17 protein-coding genes are annotated in these 18,102 nt (G+C 58.7%); 4 read left to right on the top strand and 13 right to left on the bottom strand.

Going from position 1 to position 18,102, the window contains the following annotated elements:
* Positions 1–246: 246 nt before the first annotated feature.
* Both acnA and GYN08_RS19480 read left to right on the top strand, forming a co-directional pair.
* A complete protein-coding gene (gene acnA, locus GYN08_RS19485) occupies positions 247–2,991 on the top strand; it encodes an aconitate hydratase AcnA (protein WP_166277882.1) in 2,745 nt (914 codons plus the stop codon).
* Between the two features lie 209 nt (positions 2,992–3,200).
* Positions 3,201–3,671 (top strand): GNAT family N-acetyltransferase, encoded by a 471-nt coding sequence (locus tag GYN08_RS19480; RefSeq protein WP_235946397.1) that lies wholly within the window; start codon positions 3,201–3,203, stop codon positions 3,669–3,671.
* Positions 3,672–3,696: 25 nt separating this feature from the next.
* Here GYN08_RS19480 and GYN08_RS19475 read toward each other — a convergent pair whose 3' ends face one another.
* Together GYN08_RS19475 and GYN08_RS19470 are read right to left on the bottom strand one after the other, a co-directional pair.
* Entirely contained in the window at positions 3,697–4,206 is a 510-nt protein-coding gene (locus GYN08_RS19475) for a GNAT family N-acetyltransferase (protein WP_166277880.1), read from the bottom strand.
* 134 nt (positions 4,207–4,340) lie between these two features.
* Positions 4,341–5,084 carry an IclR family transcriptional regulator gene (locus GYN08_RS19470; protein WP_166277877.1) on the bottom strand — a complete coding sequence of 248 codons (744 nt, stop codon included), beginning with the start codon at positions 5,082–5,084 and terminating at the stop codon, positions 4,341–4,343.
* 420 nt (positions 5,085–5,504) lie between these two features.
* Here GYN08_RS19470 and GYN08_RS19465 point away from each other — a divergent pair, with 420 nt between their 5' ends.
* Positions 5,505–6,557 (top strand): alpha/beta hydrolase, encoded by a 1,053-nt coding sequence (locus GYN08_RS19465; RefSeq protein WP_166277874.1) that lies wholly within the window; start codon positions 5,505–5,507, stop codon positions 6,555–6,557.
* A gap of 172 nt (positions 6,558–6,729) precedes the next feature.
* On the opposite strand, the gene GYN08_RS19460 is transcribed toward GYN08_RS19465, so the two are convergent.
* The 9 genes from GYN08_RS19460 to GYN08_RS19420 form a co-directional block, all read right to left on the bottom strand.
* Complete coding sequence (locus tag GYN08_RS19460; protein ID WP_235946396.1) at positions 6,730–7,677, bottom strand: lipoate--protein ligase family protein; 948 nt, start codon at positions 7,675–7,677, stop codon at positions 6,730–6,732.
* A 176-nt stretch (positions 7,678–7,853) separates the two neighbouring features.
* On the bottom strand, positions 7,854–8,465 hold the full coding sequence (locus GYN08_RS19455) for a TetR/AcrR family transcriptional regulator (protein WP_166277871.1): 612 nt from the start codon (positions 8,463–8,465) through the stop codon (positions 7,854–7,856).
* Positions 8,466–8,487: 22 nt separating this feature from the next.
* Positions 8,488–9,279 carry an ABC transporter permease gene (locus GYN08_RS19450; protein ID WP_166277868.1) on the bottom strand — a complete coding sequence of 264 codons (792 nt, stop codon included), beginning with the start codon at positions 9,277–9,279 and terminating at the stop codon, positions 8,488–8,490.
* Complete coding sequence (locus tag GYN08_RS19445) at positions 9,276–10,175, bottom strand: ABC transporter ATP-binding protein (protein WP_166277865.1); 900 nt, start codon at positions 10,173–10,175, stop codon at positions 9,276–9,278. The genes GYN08_RS19450 and GYN08_RS19445 overlap by 4 nt, the downstream gene beginning before the upstream one ends.
* Positions 10,176–10,384: 209 nt before the next feature.
* Positions 10,385–10,918 carry a hypothetical protein gene (locus tag GYN08_RS19440; RefSeq protein ID WP_166277862.1) on the bottom strand — a complete coding sequence of 178 codons (534 nt, stop codon included), beginning with the start codon at positions 10,916–10,918 and terminating at the stop codon, positions 10,385–10,387.
* A gap of 167 nt (positions 10,919–11,085) precedes the next feature.
* Positions 11,086–11,679 (bottom strand): GTP cyclohydrolase I FolE, encoded by a 594-nt coding sequence (gene folE / locus GYN08_RS19435; RefSeq protein WP_166277859.1) that lies wholly within the window; start codon positions 11,677–11,679, stop codon positions 11,086–11,088.
* Positions 11,680–11,781: 102 nt separating this feature from the next.
* Positions 11,782–12,063 carry a YneF family protein gene (locus GYN08_RS19430; RefSeq protein ID WP_166277856.1) on the bottom strand — a complete coding sequence of 94 codons (282 nt, stop codon included), beginning with the start codon at positions 12,061–12,063 and terminating at the stop codon, positions 11,782–11,784.
* Between the two features lie 126 nt (positions 12,064–12,189).
* Complete coding sequence (gene queG / locus GYN08_RS19425) at positions 12,190–14,121, bottom strand: tRNA epoxyqueuosine(34) reductase QueG (protein WP_166277853.1); 1,932 nt, start codon at positions 14,119–14,121, stop codon at positions 12,190–12,192.
* 329 nt (positions 14,122–14,450) lie between these two features.
* Positions 14,451–14,876 carry a GNAT family N-acetyltransferase gene (locus tag GYN08_RS19420; protein ID WP_166277850.1) on the bottom strand — a complete coding sequence of 142 codons (426 nt, stop codon included), beginning with the start codon at positions 14,874–14,876 and terminating at the stop codon, positions 14,451–14,453.
* A 720-nt stretch (positions 14,877–15,596) separates the two neighbouring features.
* Between GYN08_RS19420 and GYN08_RS19415 the strand changes: the two genes are divergently transcribed.
* Positions 15,597–16,208 (top strand): superoxide dismutase, encoded by a 612-nt coding sequence (locus GYN08_RS19415; RefSeq protein WP_166277847.1) that lies wholly within the window; start codon positions 15,597–15,599, stop codon positions 16,206–16,208.
* A gap of 149 nt (positions 16,209–16,357) precedes the next feature.
* On the opposite strand, the gene mutY is transcribed toward GYN08_RS19415, so the two are convergent.
* On the bottom strand, positions 16,358–17,557 hold the full coding sequence (gene mutY, locus GYN08_RS19410) for an A/G-specific adenine glycosylase (RefSeq protein ID WP_235946405.1): 1,200 nt from the start codon (positions 17,555–17,557) through the stop codon (positions 16,358–16,360).
* 74 nt (positions 17,558–17,631) lie between these two features.
* Positions 17,632–18,030: a holo-ACP synthase gene (gene acpS, locus GYN08_RS19405; protein ID WP_166277841.1), complete on the bottom strand. Its 399-nt coding sequence runs from the start codon at positions 18,028–18,030 to the stop codon at positions 17,632–17,634.
* Positions 18,031–18,102: the final 72 nt, after the last annotated feature.

Raw genomic sequence — 18,102 nt, 5'->3', positions numbered from 1 at the left:
ACCGGTTCGAAAATTGGAATCCCGCGGCTTTTTATGGGCAAAAAGGACTTTACGCGCACAATTGTAAACGTTATAATTAAATCAGGAATTTTTGAAATGTAGTTTCATCAAGTGAAACAAAGGCGGATTCTTCCGAATCGGTTCGGCGTTGCTTGATTTCATCTTAGTCACTCTTCCTGCTGTTCGCGCTTTTGCACGGCATAACGTGCGGGCGCCGTTCCACCACATTCCCGAGGAGGTACACCTATGGCTTTATCCGATCAATTCTCCGCCGCGCGCACCCTTGAATCGGGCGGCAAGACTTTCCGTTATTACAGCCTGAAGGCACTCGAAGAACAAGGTCACGGCAGCATCTCCAAGCTTCCGTTCTCCATTCGCGTTCTGCTCGAAGCGGCCGTGCGCCAGTTCGACGGACGCGCGATTACCGAAGAGCATGTCAAGCAGATCGCGCGCTGGAACGAAGAGCGCGACAATAACAAGGAAATCCCGTTCATTCCGGCGCGCATCGTGCTGCAGGACTTCACCGGCGTTCCGGTCGTCGTCGATCTGGCGGCCATGCGCGATACCGTAAAACTCGGCGGCGGCGATCCGAAGCAGATCAACCCGCTCGTGCCGGTCGATCTCGTCATCGACCACTCGGTCATGGTCGACGCTTTCGGCACTTCCGACGCGCTGGACTTCAACATCAATCTCGAATTCGAACGCAACGAAGAACGCTATCGCTTCCTGCGCTGGGCGCAGACGGCATTCGATAACTTCCGCGCCGTTCCGCCGTCCACGGGCATCGTGCACCAGGTCAACCTGGAGTATCTGGCTTCCGTGGCCGCGACGAAGGAAGTGGACGGCGAGACTTACGTCTTCCCGGATTCCCTCGTCGGCACGGATTCCCACACGACGATGATCAACGGTCTGGGCGTCGTGGGCTGGGGCGTCGGCGGCATCGAAGCGGAAGCCGGCATGCTCGGTCAGCCGCTCTACTTTGTTACGCCGGACGTCGTCGGCTTCAAGCTCACGGGAGGCCTGGCCGAAGGCGCAACCGCGACAGACCTGGCTCTCACCGTCACCGAAATGCTGCGCAAAAAAGGCGTAGTCGGCAAATTCGTCGAGTTCTTCGGCCCGGGTCTGAGCAACATCGGTCTGGCGGACCGGGCGACGGTCGCCAATATGGCTCCGGAATACGGCGCAACGATGGGCTTCTTCCCGGTTGACGAAGAAACTCTGACCTACCTGCGCAACACGGGTCGTACGGACGAGCAGATCGAACTGGTTGAGCAGTATTACCGCGCGCAGGGCATGTTCCGCACGGACGATATGGCCGATCCGGAATTCAGCGACGTGATCGAGCTTGATCTGGGCTCCGTCGTACCGAGCCTTGCGGGACCTAAACGTCCGCAGGACCGTATCGAGCTGACCAACATGAAAGAAAACTTCAATGATATCGTCCGCACGCCGATCGACAAAGGCGGCTATGGCCTCAGCGACGAGAAAATCGCCGAGAAGGTTACCGTTAAGCACAAGAACGGCAAAACGAGCGAGATGGGTGCAGGCGCCGTTGCGATCGCAGCAATCACAAGCTGTACCAACACATCCAACCCAAGCGTTATGCTCGGTGCCGGCCTGCTGGCGAAAAAAGCGGTGGAACGCGGACTGACCCGTCCGGAATACGTCAAGACAAGCTTGACTCCGGGCTCCTTGATCGTAACGGATTACCTGTATAAAGCAGGCCTGATGGATCCGCTTGAGAAGCTGGGCTTCTACGTGGCCGGTTACGGCTGCGCGACCTGCATCGGCAACTCCGGTCCGCTGTCGGAAGACGTTGCCCAGGCGATTACCGATAACGATCTGACCGTGGCGGGCGTTCTGTCCGGCAACCGGAACTTCGAAGGCCGTATTCATGCTCAGGTCAAAATGAACTATCTGGCGTCGCCGCCGCTCGTTGTCGCTTACGCGCTGGCCGGCACGGTGAACATCGATATGGCGACGGAACCGCTCGGCTACGACCAACAGGGCGAACCCGTCTTCCTGCGCGATATCTGGCCGACGTCCCAAGAGATCCGCGACGCGGTCGCCATGGCGATCACGCCGGAAATGTTCCGCCTGAAATACGCGAACGTGTTCACCGCCAACGAGCGCTGGAACGCGATCGAAGTGCCGGAAGGCGAGCTGTACGAATGGGATGCGGAATCGACGTACATCCAGAATCCGCCGTTCTTCCGCTACCTGAACGAAGGCCTGAACGATATTTCCGATATCAAGCAGTCGCGCGCTCTGGCGCTGCTGGGCGATTCGGTCACGACCGACCATATCTCGCCTGCGGGCAACATCGCGCCGAAGAGCCCGGCGGGGCTGTATCTGGCCGAGCACGGCGTGGAGCGCAAAGACTTCAACTCCTACGGCTCCCGCCGAGGCAACCATGAGGTCATGATGCGCGGCACGTTCGCCAACATCCGGATCCGCAACATGGTCGCTCCGGGCACCGAAGGCGGCGTGACCAAGTACCTGCCGACCGACGAAGTGATGTCCATCTACGACGCTTCCATGAAGTATCAGGACGAAGGCCAGAACCTGGTCGTCATCGCCGGCAAAGAGTACGGAACGGGCAGCTCTCGCGACTGGGCGGCCAAAGGCACGATGCTGCTCGGCGTCAAAGCCGTTATCGCCGAGAGCTTCGAACGGATCCACCGCAGCAACCTCGTCGGAATGGGCGTTCTTCCGCTCCAGTTCGAGGAAGGCAGCAGCTGGAAGTCCCTCGGCCTCGACGGCCGCGAGACGTTCGACATCCTCGGCCTGAGCAACGACGTGAAGCCGGGCCAGAAGGTGACGGTCGCCGTAACCCGCGAGGACGGCACCCGGTTCGAGTTCAACGCCATCGCGCGTCTGGACAGCATGGTCGACGTCGACTACTACTACAACGGAGGCATTCTGCAGACGGTGCTTCGCCAGATGATGAAAGTCGCAAACGGCGAAAAACCTCTGAAAATGCAGGACTAACCGTCAGCCGAAAAAAGAAAGCCGCTCCATTCGCCCTACGGCGGATGAAGCGGCTTTTTTGTACCCGAAAACGGCACGGCGCGAATCGGCGCATCTTTTGGCTCTTTTCGATGTCGATACGGAACGTCGGACAGGAGACTTTGTCTCTGCCGATCTTTTCGCGTTATAATGGCCCGGAAAGCCCGAGACCCTAGCAAGGAGGAACCAACTTGGAAAGAAACCTGCCGCTTATCATTCGCCCGCTGGGCCCGGAAGAACGACCGCCGCTGGAACTGCTGCTGCTTGCCGATCCGTCGCCTCCCCTCGTCGAAGATTATCTTCGCCGGGGAAGCTGCTTCGTCGCGGAATCGGACGTTCGGATCGTCGGCGTATACGTTTTGCTGCCTACCCGGCCCGATACGGCGGAACTCGTCAACGTCGCGGTCGACGAGACGCTGCACGGGCAGGGAATCGGCAAAAAGCTCGTCGGACACGCCGTGCGCACGGCCCGCGAAGCCCGCTTCCGCACCCTGGAAGTCGGCACGGGCAATTCGGGCATCGGCCAGCTTGCCCTGTATCAGAAATGCGGCTTCCGAATCGTCGGCGTGGACCTCGACTTTTTTATCCGGCATTACGACGAACCGATTTACGAGAACGGCATCCAATGCCGCGATATGATTCGGATGTCGATGGATCTGTAGCGCGCCGGGCCGAACGCTGTTGCGTTTACGGCCGGTGCGCGATTTCTTTTTCCATCACGAAGTCGTCCATGACGAAGCCGCCGCCGATATCGGCGACCTGTTCGCGCACGACGCGGAACCCTTTTTTCTCGTAAACGGCGATGCTCGAAGCGTTGTCGCGGTTGACCGTCAGCCAAATGCGGCTTAAATCGCGCCGCAGGCACAGCTCCTCCAAGAAGGCGTCCGCACGGCTGGCATAGCCTCGTCCGCGGTATTCTTTATGTACGTAAAACTTGCTCAAAAAGAGCCTGCCTTCTTCTTCCTTGACCGCCATGTAGCCGACGGGGACTTCTTCTGCGCGCATCAGATAATATTCGCAGCCTTGCTGCTCGATCTGTTCCGTGATCGCGGGCACGGACTGATATTTATCGACCATGTAGTCGACCTGTTCGCGCGTAATCAAGGACACGTAATATTCCCGCCAGATGTCCGCCGCAAGCTTTGCCACCTCCGCAATTTCCCGTTCCGTACCGACCTGCGAAAACGTCAATTCCATATCGGTTCCCCCGCCTTTTCCGAATAATGAGCTTCATCATGGTATAGGATAGCCGGATCCGTGCGGGAAAGCAAAAACGCGCGGCCGCCGATTCCTCGGCTTCCGCGCGTTTTTGTCATGCCGTTTCCGGCTGCTTACCGGATCATCAAGCCCATCTCCCGCGCTCGCTCCATCAGGAGCGGAGCGTAGCTCTCCAGCTTCTCGACCGGCAGGCGGGCAAGCGGACCGGATACCGACAGCGCCGCGGCCAGATTGCCTTTCAAGTCGAAGATGGGAGCGGCGACCGACGTCGCGCCCTGCTCGCGCTCCTCGACGCTGATCGCGTAGCCGGCGGCGCGAATAGCTCTCAGCTGGTCGCGGAACGCCGTCCGGCCTACCGAATCCGGCCAGATCGGATCGCTCAGAATATACTCCTGCTCGCGCTCGCTCGCGAACGCGACAAGCACCTTGCTCGAAGCGCCGACGTACAGCGGCAGCCGGGCTCCGACGGGAGCGACGCGGCGGATCGCCTGATTGCTCTGCACGGCCTGGATGCGCAGGCGCTCGCGGCCGTCGCGCACGTAAAGGCTTACGGTCTCGGCCAACTCGTCGCGCAGCCGTTCCATCGCGGGCAGCAGGAGCAGCGCCGGATCGTCGGTGTTCGACAAGTGGGCGGACAGCTCCCAGATTTTGATGCCGAGGCGATACTTTTCCGTCGACACGTCGCGGCTTACGAATCCCTTTTCCTCAAGCGTCGTCATCAGCCGGTGCACCGTGCTCTTGTGCAGGCCGACTTCTCCGGCGATTTCCGTCAGGCTCAGGCTGCCGCTCCGGGTAAAACACATCAATATATCGAGCGCACGATCAACGGCCCTTACCTTTAACTTGCCGTCTTCCATACAGGTATACCTTCTCTCCGGATTCCCATCGGGAATTTTGAGTTTCATCGGCTGCCCGGGCGTTTCATAATAAAAGACATGGTTCACCCGGCATCCGTTTCTTTATAATATAGCACATTTTCGTTTCATTGAATGAAACAAAAATATTTTTTATGAAACCGAAGACTGCGTCCGCGCTCTCCTTCTCCCCTCTTCGCAAACTGCGAAAGTCCGCAGCAGGCGGACAAGCAAAAGGGAGTTCAGAGAATGCATCCGCTTTCCGATAAAAGGAGTAGGTTTGACTTCGGTCTCGCCGGAACATACCATAAATACAAAGAACCTTTCATTTTTCAACAATATTCGAGCGGCCGCGCCGGCTGCGGCGGGAAACGCACAGCCGGCCGGCGCGCCAATCCAAATTCCAGACAAGGAGAGACCGCGATGAATCCCGCTTCCGGAACCGTCGCCCCGTCCGAGCGGCAGAACGCTTTGCAGACGGACGACAGCGTCAAGGAAATTTCTCCGGGCCGTCGCCGGTTGCGTAACGTAGCCGTGGCTTTGTTCTTATCGATTCTTTTCTTTTTGATCTTTTGTTTTGTCGCGCTGCACGCCTACATCGCCTGGGTGCTGTCCAATCCTACCGTCGCGCCGCTGTATTCCAATCCCAAGCAGGCGGTCAATATGGATTATAAGGATGTCACCTTCCCCGCAGCCGACGGAAGCCGAATCATGCAGGGCTGGTATATCCCGGCCGACGATGCGGAATCGAAGAAAACGATCGTGCTCAGCCACGGATACGGAGCCAACCGCGAAGAGACCTGGATTCCGATGTACGACATTGCCAATTATGCGCACCGACTGAATTTCAACGTCATCATGTTCGATTACGGCTTCGCTTCGCACGGCAGCAAAGAAGTCGCGACAGGCGGCAAAAAAGAAACGCAGCAGCTTCTCGGAGCCGTCCAGTACGCCAAGCAAAACGGAGCGGAGCAGGTGGTCGTCTGGGGCTTCTCGATGGGCGGCGGTACCGCGCTTCAGTCGGCTCTGATCAGCGACGATATCGATGCGATGATTTTGGACAGCGCCTTCCTGCTGCAGCCGGATACGCTGTACCATAACATTCGGCAGAACATTTCGCTCCCCCGTCATCCGTCGCTCGAGATTTTGCAGATGCTGTTCCCGATCCTGAACGGAACGAGTCTCCATCAGATTCCCTACAGGGAAGTCGAACAGAAAGACTATCCGATTCCGATCTTCTTTATCCACGGCACCGAAGATACGAAGGCGCCGTATCAGATCGCCGAGCAGCTGGCCGCGAACCAGACCAATCCGAATTCGCGTTCCTGGATCGTGCAGAACTCGCATCACGAGCTGATCTTCCGCGAACATCCGCGCGAGTATCTGCGCCGCGTCTCCAACTTCCTCGGCGATATCAGCCTGGCGAAGCAGGAAGAGATCGAAAAGGGCGAAGCGGTAGAGATTCCTTCGCCTTAACCGCCTCGTTCAAGCCGCCTTCGCATTTCGTACGCTTCTCCGGTCCGGAAGAACCTTTCCGAACCGCCGTTCTAACGTCAAAAGCCGTTCCCCGAGCCGCCGATGCGGCTTCGGGGAACGGCTTTTTGATATCGGAAAGCGAAAGTCCGTCGGCTTGCGTCCGCGCTTCTTCTCAGTCCCGGTCGTACCGTTTTCTAAGCTCCGCCGACAGCCGATCCAGCTCGTCCATCGGCAGCTGCGGCGCGCTTGTCAGCACGGAGGCGCCGGCGCGTTCGACCATCCACTCCACGAGCGACGACATGTAAGCTTCGGCCGACGGAACGCCGGCCAGCTCGTCCAGGCTGCCCATCGAGCCTTCCTTCACTTCGGGATACGCTTCGCCCGGCTGCAGCACGCCCGAAGCTTCGTCGTAAAATTCGCGCGCCAGACGCCGGCGTTCTTCCCCGCTGCCGTCCACGATCACGAACGCCGTCAGAATGTAAGCTTTCGTCTGCCTGCGCTGCGCGATGCCGCAGAACTTGCGTCCGTTCACGCTGACGTCGTAATCGCCCGGGCAGAATGCGCCTTCGATCTCGCCGGCTCTGGATTCGCTCGTCCACGGCGAAGCCGCGCCGGCGATCAGCGAGACCATCCGCTCGAAATCGCCGTGCAGCTCCAGCTTCCTGCCGGGATTAGGCAGGATGATCGAGACGTTGACCACGCCTTCGTCGAGCGGCACCGCGGCTCCGCCGGATACCCGCACGGCCACCGAGCAGCCTTCCCGCCTCAGCTTGTCCATCGCCTGCGGCGCTCTCGGCAGGCGTCGGTCTCTCATGCCGATCGTCAAGGCGTACGGATGCCGCCAAATATGCATGATCGGAGGCTCCCCTTCGCCGACCCGGCGGCACATCATTTCTTCCCAGGCCAGCGGAAACATCACGTCTTCCGGCATGCTTTCCAGCGGCGGGGTCCAGATGCGCATGCCCGCCGGCCAAGTTCCGCTCTCCCGTATTTCCGGTGGGTTCCGCTCTTGCGTTCCCGGCACGCCAACGCCTTCCGTTCCGCGTTCCGACCGGCCGATCCCCAACCGATCTCCCGCGCCGTGCCCGACCTCTTTGTATTCCGGCTGTCCGGTGTTCATCCGCGTCCGCTCCCCTTCCCGAATATGAACCTGTTCGAACGTTACCTGTCCCGCATGTTGTCCTTATTATCATGTACCGTAATCGAATACGCTTCAAAACATGAAACGAAAGGACGCGTTCTCCTCGCCTCCCCGTTTCTCCCTGTTCCGGGAAATCCGCAGGCGATTCGATCGCGTCAAGGCGTTCCGTTCTCCCCCGGATCCCGCGTTTTCGCTTCCTTCCGATACTCCTCGCTCAAGATTCCGCCGTACATCAGCGACAGAACCTGCTCCGAAGCGGCGCGAACGTCGGGCATGCCGTTCCAGGTCCCCGGTCGGCTCAAGTAATCTTTGACCGCCATCATGAATACGTACATCACATGAGGCGACACGTCTTTGCGGAGCATGCCGGACTGCTGGCTTTGAAAAATAATCCGCTCTACCTTGCCCGCCATGTTTTTCGTCTCCAACTCCATCAATTCAGCCGCGATGTCCGGGTACCCGTCTAGCAGGTCTCTGACGAAGACGTCGGAGACCGCCGCGTAGGACGCTTCGTGGCGGAGCCGAAGCAGCGCCTCGAAAGGATCGGTTTCCTCGCCCAGCACACGATCGATATCCGCTTCCGCTTTTCGGATCATCCGATCCATGACCTCGCGCAGCAGTCCTTCTTTATTGTTGAAATAATTATACAGCGTCATCTTGGATACCGAGGCCGCCTCGGCGATCCGCTCCATTCCGGTCTCGGCAATGCCGTATTCGAAAAACAGCGCGGAAGCGGCCTCGACGACCCGTTCGCGTTTGCCGCTCAATGTGCCTCTCACGCCTTCCTGTTTATAAATCCTGACGTCCCAACCCCCAGGCGGCGGCAGCCAGGCCGATTCCGTATAATCCAACGGTAATCAATACGCCTGCCGCTGTCAAGGAACCGTGCGCGACGACTTCGTTGGGAGGAAACAGCCGGAACAGACTCAGACTCGCCAGCTTCGCCGCCGTTCCCTGCGCCGTGGAAAGGAGGCCCATGAAGAACATGACCAGCACAATACCGATCCCCGCCGAAGTCGCCGTGCGTTCCGATGTCATCCAGAAGGTCATCAGATAACCGACGCCCAGAAAAGCGAGCGCGACGCAGCAGCCGGCCGCGGCGAGCATTAGGAGCGCCCGCACATCGGACACGCGGCTGAACCATTCCCCGGCGAGCCAGTTGACGAGAAACGTCAGCCCCGCGATTACAGTGACGAGCAGCAGGTGAGCGGCCGCTTTGGAAAAAAAGATTTCCTGCCGGGCGTAGGGAAGCGCGAACAGATACTCCGCCGTTCCTTTATCCCGTTCGCGGGTGATGCAGGTACCGGCCCAGATAGCCGAAAAAGCGCCGATCAGCAGCACGAACAGCGTATGCGGCTGCGCTCCGACCCAACCCTCGTAAGAAGACATCATGACGGGATCGATGCCGAACGACTCCAGAATCGCCGATTTCCCTTCGAGCAGTTCCATCATTCCCGCGTTTCCCATAAACGAATCCGCCATCGCGCCCAGCGCAAACTGATAAGCGAGCAGCACCAGCGTGCCCACCAGAAACGAAACGCGCAGCGACTTTAATTCCATGCCGATCAAATTTCGCTTCATCGCTCTTCCTCCTGTTCGTAATCCCGCATGAAGACATCTTCAAGCGTCGGGCGCTCGACCGTCAGTTCCACAATTTCGCAGCCGCTCAGCTTCCGCAAAACGGGCCCCAGCGGTCCGTCCGCGCTGAAGCGGTGCACGCCGTCCTTCAAGAACGCTCCGTCATCGAACTCCCGCAGCCCGAGCTCCCGCGTCCGGTCTTCTTCGCCGGCAAAGCGCACTTTGAATACGTGGCGCCTCGCGCCCGAGAATCCTTCGACGTTCTCCACCCGCAGCAGGCGGCCGCCGCGGATCATCGCCACGCGGTCGCACAGCCTTTCCACTTCGCTCAATACATGAGTGGAAAAGAAAATGGTCATGCCGTCTTCGCGCTGCCGCTTGAGCATGTCGATCAGCTTGCGCTGGATCAGCGGGTCGAGTCCCGAAGTCGGTTCGTCGAGAATCAGCAGATCGGGCTTGTGCAGCAGACACTGAATCAATCCCAGCTTCTTGCGGTTGCCGAGCGAGTACGACTTGATCTTCTTGTCCAAATCAAGATCCAGCATCCCCGCCTGTTCGCGAAAGTCCGTGCCGTCGAGCTTCAATCCGTAGGCCCGCGCCGTAAACGCCAGGCTTTCCCGGCCGGTCCAGCGTTCGTACAGACGAATTTCCGAAGGCAGATAGCCGATCCGGCGGCGCAGTTCGGGGGAAGGACGGAGAGCCTCCTGACCGAACAGCAGGATCCGGCCCGACGTCGGCTTGGCCAGCTGCATGATCATGCGGATCGTTGTGGACTTTCCCGCTCCGTTCGGTCCAATAAACCCATAAATTTCTCCGGCCCGAACATCGAGATTCAGATCGGATACAGCATGTTTTCCTTTATAATCTTTGCTTAGGGACTCGACTTGAATAATCGCCATCTTAGCACCCCTTTTATACTTTAAATATAACTTAAGTATAAAATAAACGATTTTACGTCTTTTGTTAAGATATTTTTTTACTAAACGATCTTTCCGAATAAAGTCAGAGGTCTACAGGCTGGCCGTCATTGATCCGAAACGCAAAAAAAGACCCGAAAGCGAAGCATGCCGCTTCGCGCCGGGTCTTTCTCGTTACCGCCTTCATCCGCTTATTTTTCCGATACCGTCCGCAAGCTTTTGGCCATGTCGAGCAGCAGCGGCAGAGCTTTGGCTTTATCGAGGTAGGTGAACGAGACGACATAAGTTTCTCCGCCCTGTTCCACCTTGAAAAAGTCCGCAATCCGTCCATCGTTGATCGAGCCTTGGTATTCCTTATAATTCATTAATTCCTCCGTGCGGTCGCGCATCAGCGAAGGATCGATCAGCGAATTCCGGGTGACGGTCATAAAAATCTGCCCGCTTTGAAAGCCCCAGGCCGTGTCGTTCCCCATTTTAAAAGCTTCCGCTCCTTCGGGCAAATACACGCCGATCGGCAGGTCGGGATGACGTTCGAACGTCCCCGGCACCTGAGAGCCTTCCCAGTTCAGCGTCACCTGCTCGCCGGCATCGTAAGCCTTCAGATCGAACAGCTGCTCCGTTCCTTTCAGCGGCTCCGCTTCCTGATTGCCGATCCAGGCCGGCTTGCCGCAGGCCGTCAGCACCACCAACAGCAGCAGCGCAAAACCGATTGCCGTCTTCTTCATGTAATCCGCTCCTCCCCTTGTTCTTCCGTAGGTCCTGACTCGTCTCCCAAGCTGAAAAAAGAACCCGCCGGCCCGCGGCGTGCTTTCAAAAGCGGCGGCTTATCCGGAAAGATAAGGCGTTTTGAAAGCACGGCCTCCGGCCGGACAGGTTCATGCTGCATGTCGTTTCAATTCTTGATGAGCGTCAGGCATTCCGCCCGCTGCGCCGCGTCGTTGCGAAGAACGCCGCGTACGGCAGTCGTGACCGTCTTGCTGCCCGGTTTCTTCACGCCGCGCGCGCACATGCACAGATGCTCGCCTTCCACGACGACCATGACGCCTTTCGGCTGGAGCACTTCCACCAAAATGTCGGCGATCTGCGTCGTGATGCGCTCCTGCACCTGCAGGCGCCGCGTTACCGCTTCGGCCAATCGGGCGAATTTGCTCAGCCCGGCGATGCGGCCGTTCGGAATATAACCGATATGAATCTTGCCGAAGAACGGAGCCATGTGATGTTCGCACTGGCTGTAATACACGATGTCCTTGACGATGACCAATTCTTCGTGATGTTCGTCGAACGTCACGCCCAGCGCTTCCCGGGGGTCGACGTCGTATCCGGCAAAAATTTCTTCGTACATTCGCGTCACGCGTGCCGGAGTATCCAGCAGCCCTTCCCGCTGCGGGTCCTCGCCGATCAGCTCCAGAATCTTGGCGATGTGATGCTCGATCTGCTCGCGGTTGTCGTCAACCTTTTTATTTGTATAATCGTTCAAGCCGGACATGTTCCGTTCCTCCTTACCTGATGCGCGGCCCGGCTCCGCTTTGTACGGACGAAGCCGGATCGGCGCATATGCCGGGCTCCCGCGGGCACCCGGAGGCCGCGCTTATTTTCTCCGCTTGTTGGGAGGAAACGCATTGCCTTTAGGCGCTTTGCCGCCGGGCATTCCGCCGGGCACGCTGCCGCCGTTTTTCTTCATCATCTGCTGCGCCTGCTGCATCTGCTTGCCGTTCAGATTATATCCCATCTGTTTGGCCATTTTTTGCAGCATTTGCGGGTCGTTCTGCATTTTGGTAAGCTGCTGGCGCAGATAATAAACGCCGATAAAGAATCCGCCGACCAAACCGACGATCAATGTCACGATCGGTATCACGTAATTCCACCACATCGCTGCTGTCACCCCACGTTATTTTGCTGTTTATGTGCGCAAAGACGCACGTCTTAAGTGTAGCACGAGGCGGCAATCGCCGCAATTTATAATTGCCGTGCTTTCCGCGTCCGCCCAAGCGTTCCGTCAATCGGGGCGAACGGCATTCCCGCGCGATCGCACGCCTCTTCGCTCGATCTCGAGCAGCTTCTCTTTTACGCCGAGTCCTCCGGCGTAACCTACCATTTTGCCGTCGGCGCCGACGATGCGATGGCAGGGCAGCACGATCGGCAGAGGGTTGCGGTTGTTGGCGCCGCCTACCGCGCGCACCGCCTTGGGACGGCCCACGGCCTCGGCAATCCGTTTGTAGGATGCGGTGCCTCCGTAACCGACATCTTCCAGCGCGCGCCATACTTCGATCTGAAAAGGAGTGCCGCGCAGATCCAGATCCAATTCGAACTTTTCCCTGCGGCCCGTCAAATACTCGAAAATCTGCTTTTTGTACGGCTTGATCGCTTCGGGCCGCCGCACGATCTCCGCCCCGCCGAACCATCGCCGAGCCCAGATCTCCAGCGCGGCGGCGCGGCTCCCGAACGTGCCGAAATCGATTCGGCACAATCCTTTTCCGCTCGCCGTCAGCAGCAGCGGTCCGATCGGCGACTGCATTTCGTCGTATACGAGCGTCCCGGCCGGCGCCTCCGAAACGGCTTCCTGCGGAATTCCTCCGCCCGGAACGTCTCCGGCCGGATCGGCCTCTCCCGCCTGCTCCGCCGGCGTTCCGGCTTCGCATGGCGGACCGTCCGCGCCCGCAGCCGGAGCGGCGCTTCCCGCTCCGAGCCGCGCATCCGGCTCGGCGGCCGCGCCGCGCCGCGAAGGGTCGCCCTTCGCGGGACGCGGCCTGCGGCCTTCGCGCGCTTCGCTCAGCGCGAGAGCGATCCGCTCCAGCACTTCCGCATCCTGCTCCAGCGCCTGAGCGGCAAGCAGGGCTTCTTCGGCGGCGGAACCGCCGATCCGGCCGATGGACCACGCGGCCGTGCCGCGCATGACCGGACGCGGGTCGCTCTGCAGCACCTCGGCGAGCTTGGGCATCGCCGCCTCGTCCTTGAAATTCCCCAGCGCGATGACGGCGTTGCGCTGGATCGGTCCCCGGCCGCGCCACGCCGCCGCCGTATCGCCGAACTGCTCCTTGAACTGCCGATTGCTTAAATCGAGCAGCGGCAGCAGCAGCGGCTTGGCTTTTTCCGGATCCGGCTGAAGCTGCTCGTGATGCGGCCAGTGCTTGCCTTTATTTTTCGGGCAGACGATCTGGCAGGTGTCGCAGCCGTACAAACGGTTGCCGATCTTCATCATGAACTCCTCGCTGAGCAGTCCCTTGGTCTGCGTCAAAAAGGAGACGCAGCGCTGGGCGTTCAGTTCGCCGGGACCGACCAGCGCGCCGGTCGGGCAGGCGTCGATGCAGCGCGTGCAGTCGCCGCAGTCCTCCTGCACTTCTTCGTCCGGAGAGAACGGAATGTTCGTGATCAGCTCGCCGAGATAGATCCACGAGCCGTATTTGGGCGAGATGATCATGCAGTTTTTCCCCTGGAAGCCGATGCCCGCCCGATGCGCCACGGCCCGGTCGGACAGCACGCCGGTATCCACCATGTTGACGACGCTCGCCCACGGCACCCTTTCCTTGATAAAATCAACCAGCCGCTCCATCGCTTCCCGAAGCACGTGATGGTAATCCCGTCCCCATGCCGACCGCGCCATCATGCCCCGGGTTCGGCCCGGCTCCGACTTCGGCGCGTTTTCCAGCTTCGACGGGTAAGCCACCGCGATCGCGATCAGCGACTGCGGATCTTCATGACTGAGCGCCGGATACGTGCGCTTGTCCAGATCCGGCTCCTCGAAGCCCGATTCATATCCTTTCGCGCGGTGCTGTTCAAGCCGTACCCGCAGCGACAAGAACGGATCGGCCGAAGCGAAACCGATGTCGTCGATGCCGAGCGACGGCGCCGCTTCGATAATTTCGCGCTTCAGCGCTTCCCACGAAGCCGTCTTCGCCGTCCCGCTCTCCTGCGTTGTCCGTTCGTTCATGCCGATTCCCCCCCCTTCTTCAAACATTCGTCTATGCCAAAAATGCGGTGCGACCGCATGAATCCGTCATTTGGGCCAACCTCTATTTTACCTCTAACGCGAAGCAAAATCGAGCAGTTTTGCAGGGATTGCGCTCCAAAAAAATAAAAGCACGCCCGCGCTCTCCGACTCCCGCGGCGGCGCTCGGCCGTGCGGAAACCCGATGGAACGGGCATGCTTATTCAAATTCAAGCGGTTCCTTTCCGGGGACCCGCGCGTTTGTCTGTTCTTCGGCCCGTCGCGCTATCCGAAGCTCCCCGCTCCCGGATATGCCGTGCGTGCTGCGCCGTTTAGTGCACCGCCAGGATGCTCAGTTTCTGGACAGCGTTCAGGATGCGGTTGGCGCCGTATCCCATCGCTTCGTACAGCGGGAACGCGGGCGAGTTGTGCTCGTCTCCCGATACGAAAATGTGGCTGACTTTGCGCTGCTGGAAGCGGCTTTCGAGCTTGGCGACCATCGCTTTGCCGATTCCCTGCCGGCGGTAATCCGGATGAACGGCGATGCGGTAGTAACAACCCATGTCCCGCTCGATCGTGCCGATCAGCACGCCGACGAGCTCGTCCCCGTCTTCAGCGACCAGGATCAGTTCCGAATCCCAGGACAGCTGCCGGGAAAAAGGCCCAATCGTCTTTTCATAACATTCTTCGGATAAAGCGATCTGCAAAAGTTCCGTGATGCGGCTAGAATCACTCAACTGAAAAGAACGAACGTTCATGCTTGAATCCCCTTCTTCTTTGGAAATGGCAGCAGTTGCCGAAAAGTCGCGCGTAAACGCCACAGCACAAAAACGGCTTCCGGCTATCGCTGCCGTCCGTTTCGCCATGAAAATTTCTCTTCGCAGCTTTTCGCAAACGCTTACTTGAATCAGGTTTTTACAGAAAGAAAGACGCGGGTTTACAAAAAAGGCAGAAAAAATGCGTGGTTTCCAGCGGGTTTACCTTTCTCACACGATTATTAAACCACATGTAACACGAAAAAACATTACTTTTCTTTTGAAAGCGCTACAATTCGAGCTTTTTCGGCAGATTTTTAGGGATAATCCGCCTTCGCCCGTCCACTCTGCCGCTCCATCATAAACGAACATCGTTTTACATCGTTATGACCTTTTTAACACTTCTTCCGTTTTCATTTCATGCAGAATTTTTATTTATGTCAGCTGCTCGCCTGTCCCGTTCCGAAGCGCGGTCGGGCCGTTTCCGCCTGATTTTGGTATGCTCGCGTTTCGTGAAAAAGGCTTGAAACCTCGTGTTTTCGCACCCGATTTATGATTTTCTTCATTGACCTAAAAAGTCACGGAGAAAAAATGATCTATTGATTTAAAGAAAGTGTTCCTGTTTAATAAAGAGGTAAAGACGTTCCTATGTACTTCGCATGTAAGCTTCATCATTTTCCGCAGGCAACGTCAAATCCAACTTAAGCAGGAGGTAATCTTATCATGGCATTTGAACTGCCGGCACTGCCGTATTCGAACGACGCGCTTGAGCCGCATATCGACGCTCAGACGATGGAAATCCACCACGATCGCCATCACAACACATACGTGACCAACCTCAACAACGCCCTGGAGAGCGCTCCCGAGCTGCAAAGCAAGAGCCTCGAAGAGCTGATCGCCAACCTGGACAGCGTACCGGAAAGCATCCGTACGGCCGTTCGCAACAACGGCGGCGGACACCACAACCACAGCCTGTTCTGGACCGTTATCGGACCGAACGGCGGCGGCAACCCTTCGGGCGCCCTGGCAGAAGCGATCGACAGCGAACTGGGCGGATTCGATAAATTCAAAGAAGACTTCGCCAAAGCGGCTACGACTCGTTTCGGCAGCGGCTGGGCTTGGCTCGTTGTCGGCAAAGACGGCAAACTGGCCGTAACGAGCACGCCGAACCAGGACAGCCCGATCATGGAAGGCCAAACGCCGATCCTCGGTCTGGATGTATGGGAGCACGCTTACTACCTGAAATTCCAGAACAAACGTCCGGATTACATCTCGACTTTCTGGAACGTCGTAAACTGGGACGAAGTGTCCAAACGTTACGAAGCCGCGAAATAAAAAGTTTCCGGTACTGCGGCCGGGCCTCAGCGGCCGAACCGCACCAAAAACGCCGATCCTCCGGGATCGGCGTTTTTTTGTTTTTGCGATTGTCGGAATCGCCGCGCGGAGCCGCCTTCCGATATCGAACGACGCGACATCGGCAATCCTTATTCCTGTTCGCCTTCTCCCGAAAAATACTTGTTCAATATATTCAGGAACAGATTCGGAAAAGCGATCGCCGACATGTCTTCGCGGGAGATCCAGCGCCATTCTTCGTCGGCCCCGTCGTTCGCGATGCCTTCCGCGCCGTCAAGTTCCGCCGCTTCCGGCACGGCCGCCTCGTACGGCACGCCGCTTTCGGCGGCCAGCTGCGCCAGCGCTTCCGGCTCCTCCCTGGCGATCAAGACCCGCATCGTCCAGTGAATATGGCTGAACGTATGCTCCGCCGTCATGTACGGAGACATCGGCGACCAGGACAATCCGCGATCCTCGAGCAGTTCCCCGAGCTGAGCCGCGTCGAGTCCCAGATCTTCGCCGCCGGCCGCGACGTGCGGAAGTTCCCACATGCCGGCCAACAAGCCGGTATTCGGCCGCCGGCGGACCAGCACCCGGCCCGCGCGCTCGCCGGAACCTTCCAGCAGCACGGCCAGCCTCTGCTCGGGTCTCGGCTTCTTCGCCTTCGTTTTGACCGGAAGATCGCGTTCCCGGCCTTCGATCCGGCCGCGGCAGTGCTCCATGACCGGGCAGATCAGGCAGTGCGGGGATTTCGGCGTGCAGATCAGCGCCCCCAGCTCCATCAGCGCCTGGTTGAAGTCCGACGCCCGGCCTTCCGGAATCAGCTCCGGAATCATCTTCTCCATCATGATTCTCGTCTTCGGCTTGGCGATGTCGTCTTCGATCAGGAAGTAGCGCGACAATACGCGCAGGACATTGCCGTCGACCGCCGGTTCGGGGCGATTGAACGCGATGCTCAAAATCGCGCCGGCCGTATACGGACCGACTCCCTTAAGCGCGAAAACATGCTCGCGTTCCGACGGCATCTGTCCTCCGTGCAGCTCGACGATCTGCTGCGCGGCCGCCTGCAGATTGCGAGCCCGCGAATAGTAACCGAGTCCTTCCCACATCTTGACCACGTCTTCCTGCGGGGCTTCCGCCAGATCCCGGATCGTGGGGAAGCGCTCGATAAACCGGTTGAAATACGGGATGACCGTATCGACCCGCGTCTGCTGCAGCATGATTTCCGATACCCAGATGAAGTAGGGATCGCGATGCCTCCGCCACGGCAGATCGCGCTTGCTGCGGTCATACCAAATCAGCAGTTCCCGGCTGAAATACGTTTTGCTGTCTTCCGCTTCCACGGCGGCCATCTTCTCCTGCACCCGGCGTTCTTCGGCATACCGTCCGCGGTCGATTTTTCCTTCGTTTTTGTGATCTTCGGCAGTCATGATGTCGTCCTTTCCACTACGGCGAAGGCCGAAGCCATTCCCGGCTGATGCGTAATGCTCAAATGTATGACGTAACCGTTCCCTCCCGGCAGGGCCAGCCTGTTCCAGGCTCCTTCCGACAGTTGGACGCAGGGCTTGCCCAGCGCATCCGGAACGATCTCGATATCCTCGAATCCGACAGTTTGCCCGATTCCCGTTCCCAGAGCTTTGACGATCGCTTCCTTCGCGGCAAAGCGCCCCGCTGCGAATTCCGGCAGCTTCGGACCGCGCGCGCGCGCGATTCCGAGCTCGGCAGGCGTGAGAATCCGCTGCAAAAACCGCTGCCCCAGCCTTCCTTCCAGCAGCCGGGCGATCCGGCCGATCTCCAACAGATCGTGGCCGATTCCGTAGATCATCTCGGCATTCCTCCACTTTACCCAGGCATAATCGGACAGCCGATCGCGCACGCGCCGTTTCGTTCGGCTCGT

This window comes from Saccharibacillus alkalitolerans (genome assembly GCF_011090185.1).
Classification (GTDB): domain Bacteria; phylum Bacillota; class Bacilli; order Paenibacillales; family Paenibacillaceae; genus Saccharibacillus; species Saccharibacillus alkalitolerans.
This window is presented reverse-complemented; position numbering and strand designations above follow the sequence as displayed.

What these genes read in the sequence shown, in the direction of transcription:
- acnA (WP_166277882.1), top strand. Translation starts at nt 247, where the DNA reads ATGGCTTTATCCGATCAATTCTCCGCCGCGCGCACCCTTGAATCGGGC.
- GYN08_RS19475 (WP_166277880.1), bottom strand. Translation starts at nt 4,206, where the DNA reads ATGGAATTGACGTTTTCGCAGGTCGGTACGGAACGGGAAATTGCGGAG.
- GYN08_RS19470 (WP_166277877.1), bottom strand. Translation starts at nt 5,084, where the DNA reads ATGGAAGACGGCAAGTTAAAGGTAAGGGCCGTTGATCGTGCGCTCGAT.
- GYN08_RS19465 (WP_166277874.1), top strand. Translation starts at nt 5,505, where the DNA reads ATGAATCCCGCTTCCGGAACCGTCGCCCCGTCCGAGCGGCAGAACGCT.
- GYN08_RS19460 (WP_235946396.1), bottom strand. Translation starts at nt 7,677, where the DNA reads ATGAACACCGGACAGCCGGAATACAAAGAGGTCGGGCACGGCGCGGGA.
- GYN08_RS19450 (WP_166277868.1), bottom strand. Translation starts at nt 9,279, where the DNA reads ATGAAGCGAAATTTGATCGGCATGGAATTAAAGTCGCTGCGCGTTTCG.
- GYN08_RS19445 (WP_166277865.1), bottom strand. Translation starts at nt 10,175, where the DNA reads ATGGCGATTATTCAAGTCGAGTCCCTAAGCAAAGATTATAAAGGAAAA.
- GYN08_RS19440 (WP_166277862.1), bottom strand. Translation starts at nt 10,918, where the DNA reads ATGAAGAAGACGGCAATCGGTTTTGCGCTGCTGCTGTTGGTGGTGCTG.
- folE (WP_166277859.1), bottom strand. Translation starts at nt 11,679, where the DNA reads ATGTCCGGCTTGAACGATTATACAAATAAAAAGGTTGACGACAACCGC.
- GYN08_RS19430 (WP_166277856.1), bottom strand. Translation starts at nt 12,063, where the DNA reads ATGTGGTGGAATTACGTGATACCGATCGTGACATTGATCGTCGGTTTG.
- queG (WP_166277853.1), bottom strand. Translation starts at nt 14,121, where the DNA reads ATGAACGAACGGACAACGCAGGAGAGCGGGACGGCGAAGACGGCTTCG.
- GYN08_RS19420 (WP_166277850.1), bottom strand. Translation starts at nt 14,876, where the DNA reads ATGAACGTTCGTTCTTTTCAGTTGAGTGATTCTAGCCGCATCACGGAA.
- GYN08_RS19415 (WP_166277847.1), top strand. Translation starts at nt 15,597, where the DNA reads ATGGCATTTGAACTGCCGGCACTGCCGTATTCGAACGACGCGCTTGAG.
- mutY (WP_235946405.1), bottom strand. Translation starts at nt 17,557, where the DNA reads ATGGCCGCCGTGGAAGCGGAAGACAGCAAAACGTATTTCAGCCGGGAA.
- acpS (WP_166277841.1), bottom strand. Translation starts at nt 18,030, where the DNA reads ATGATCTACGGAATCGGCCACGATCTGTTGGAGATCGGCCGGATCGCC.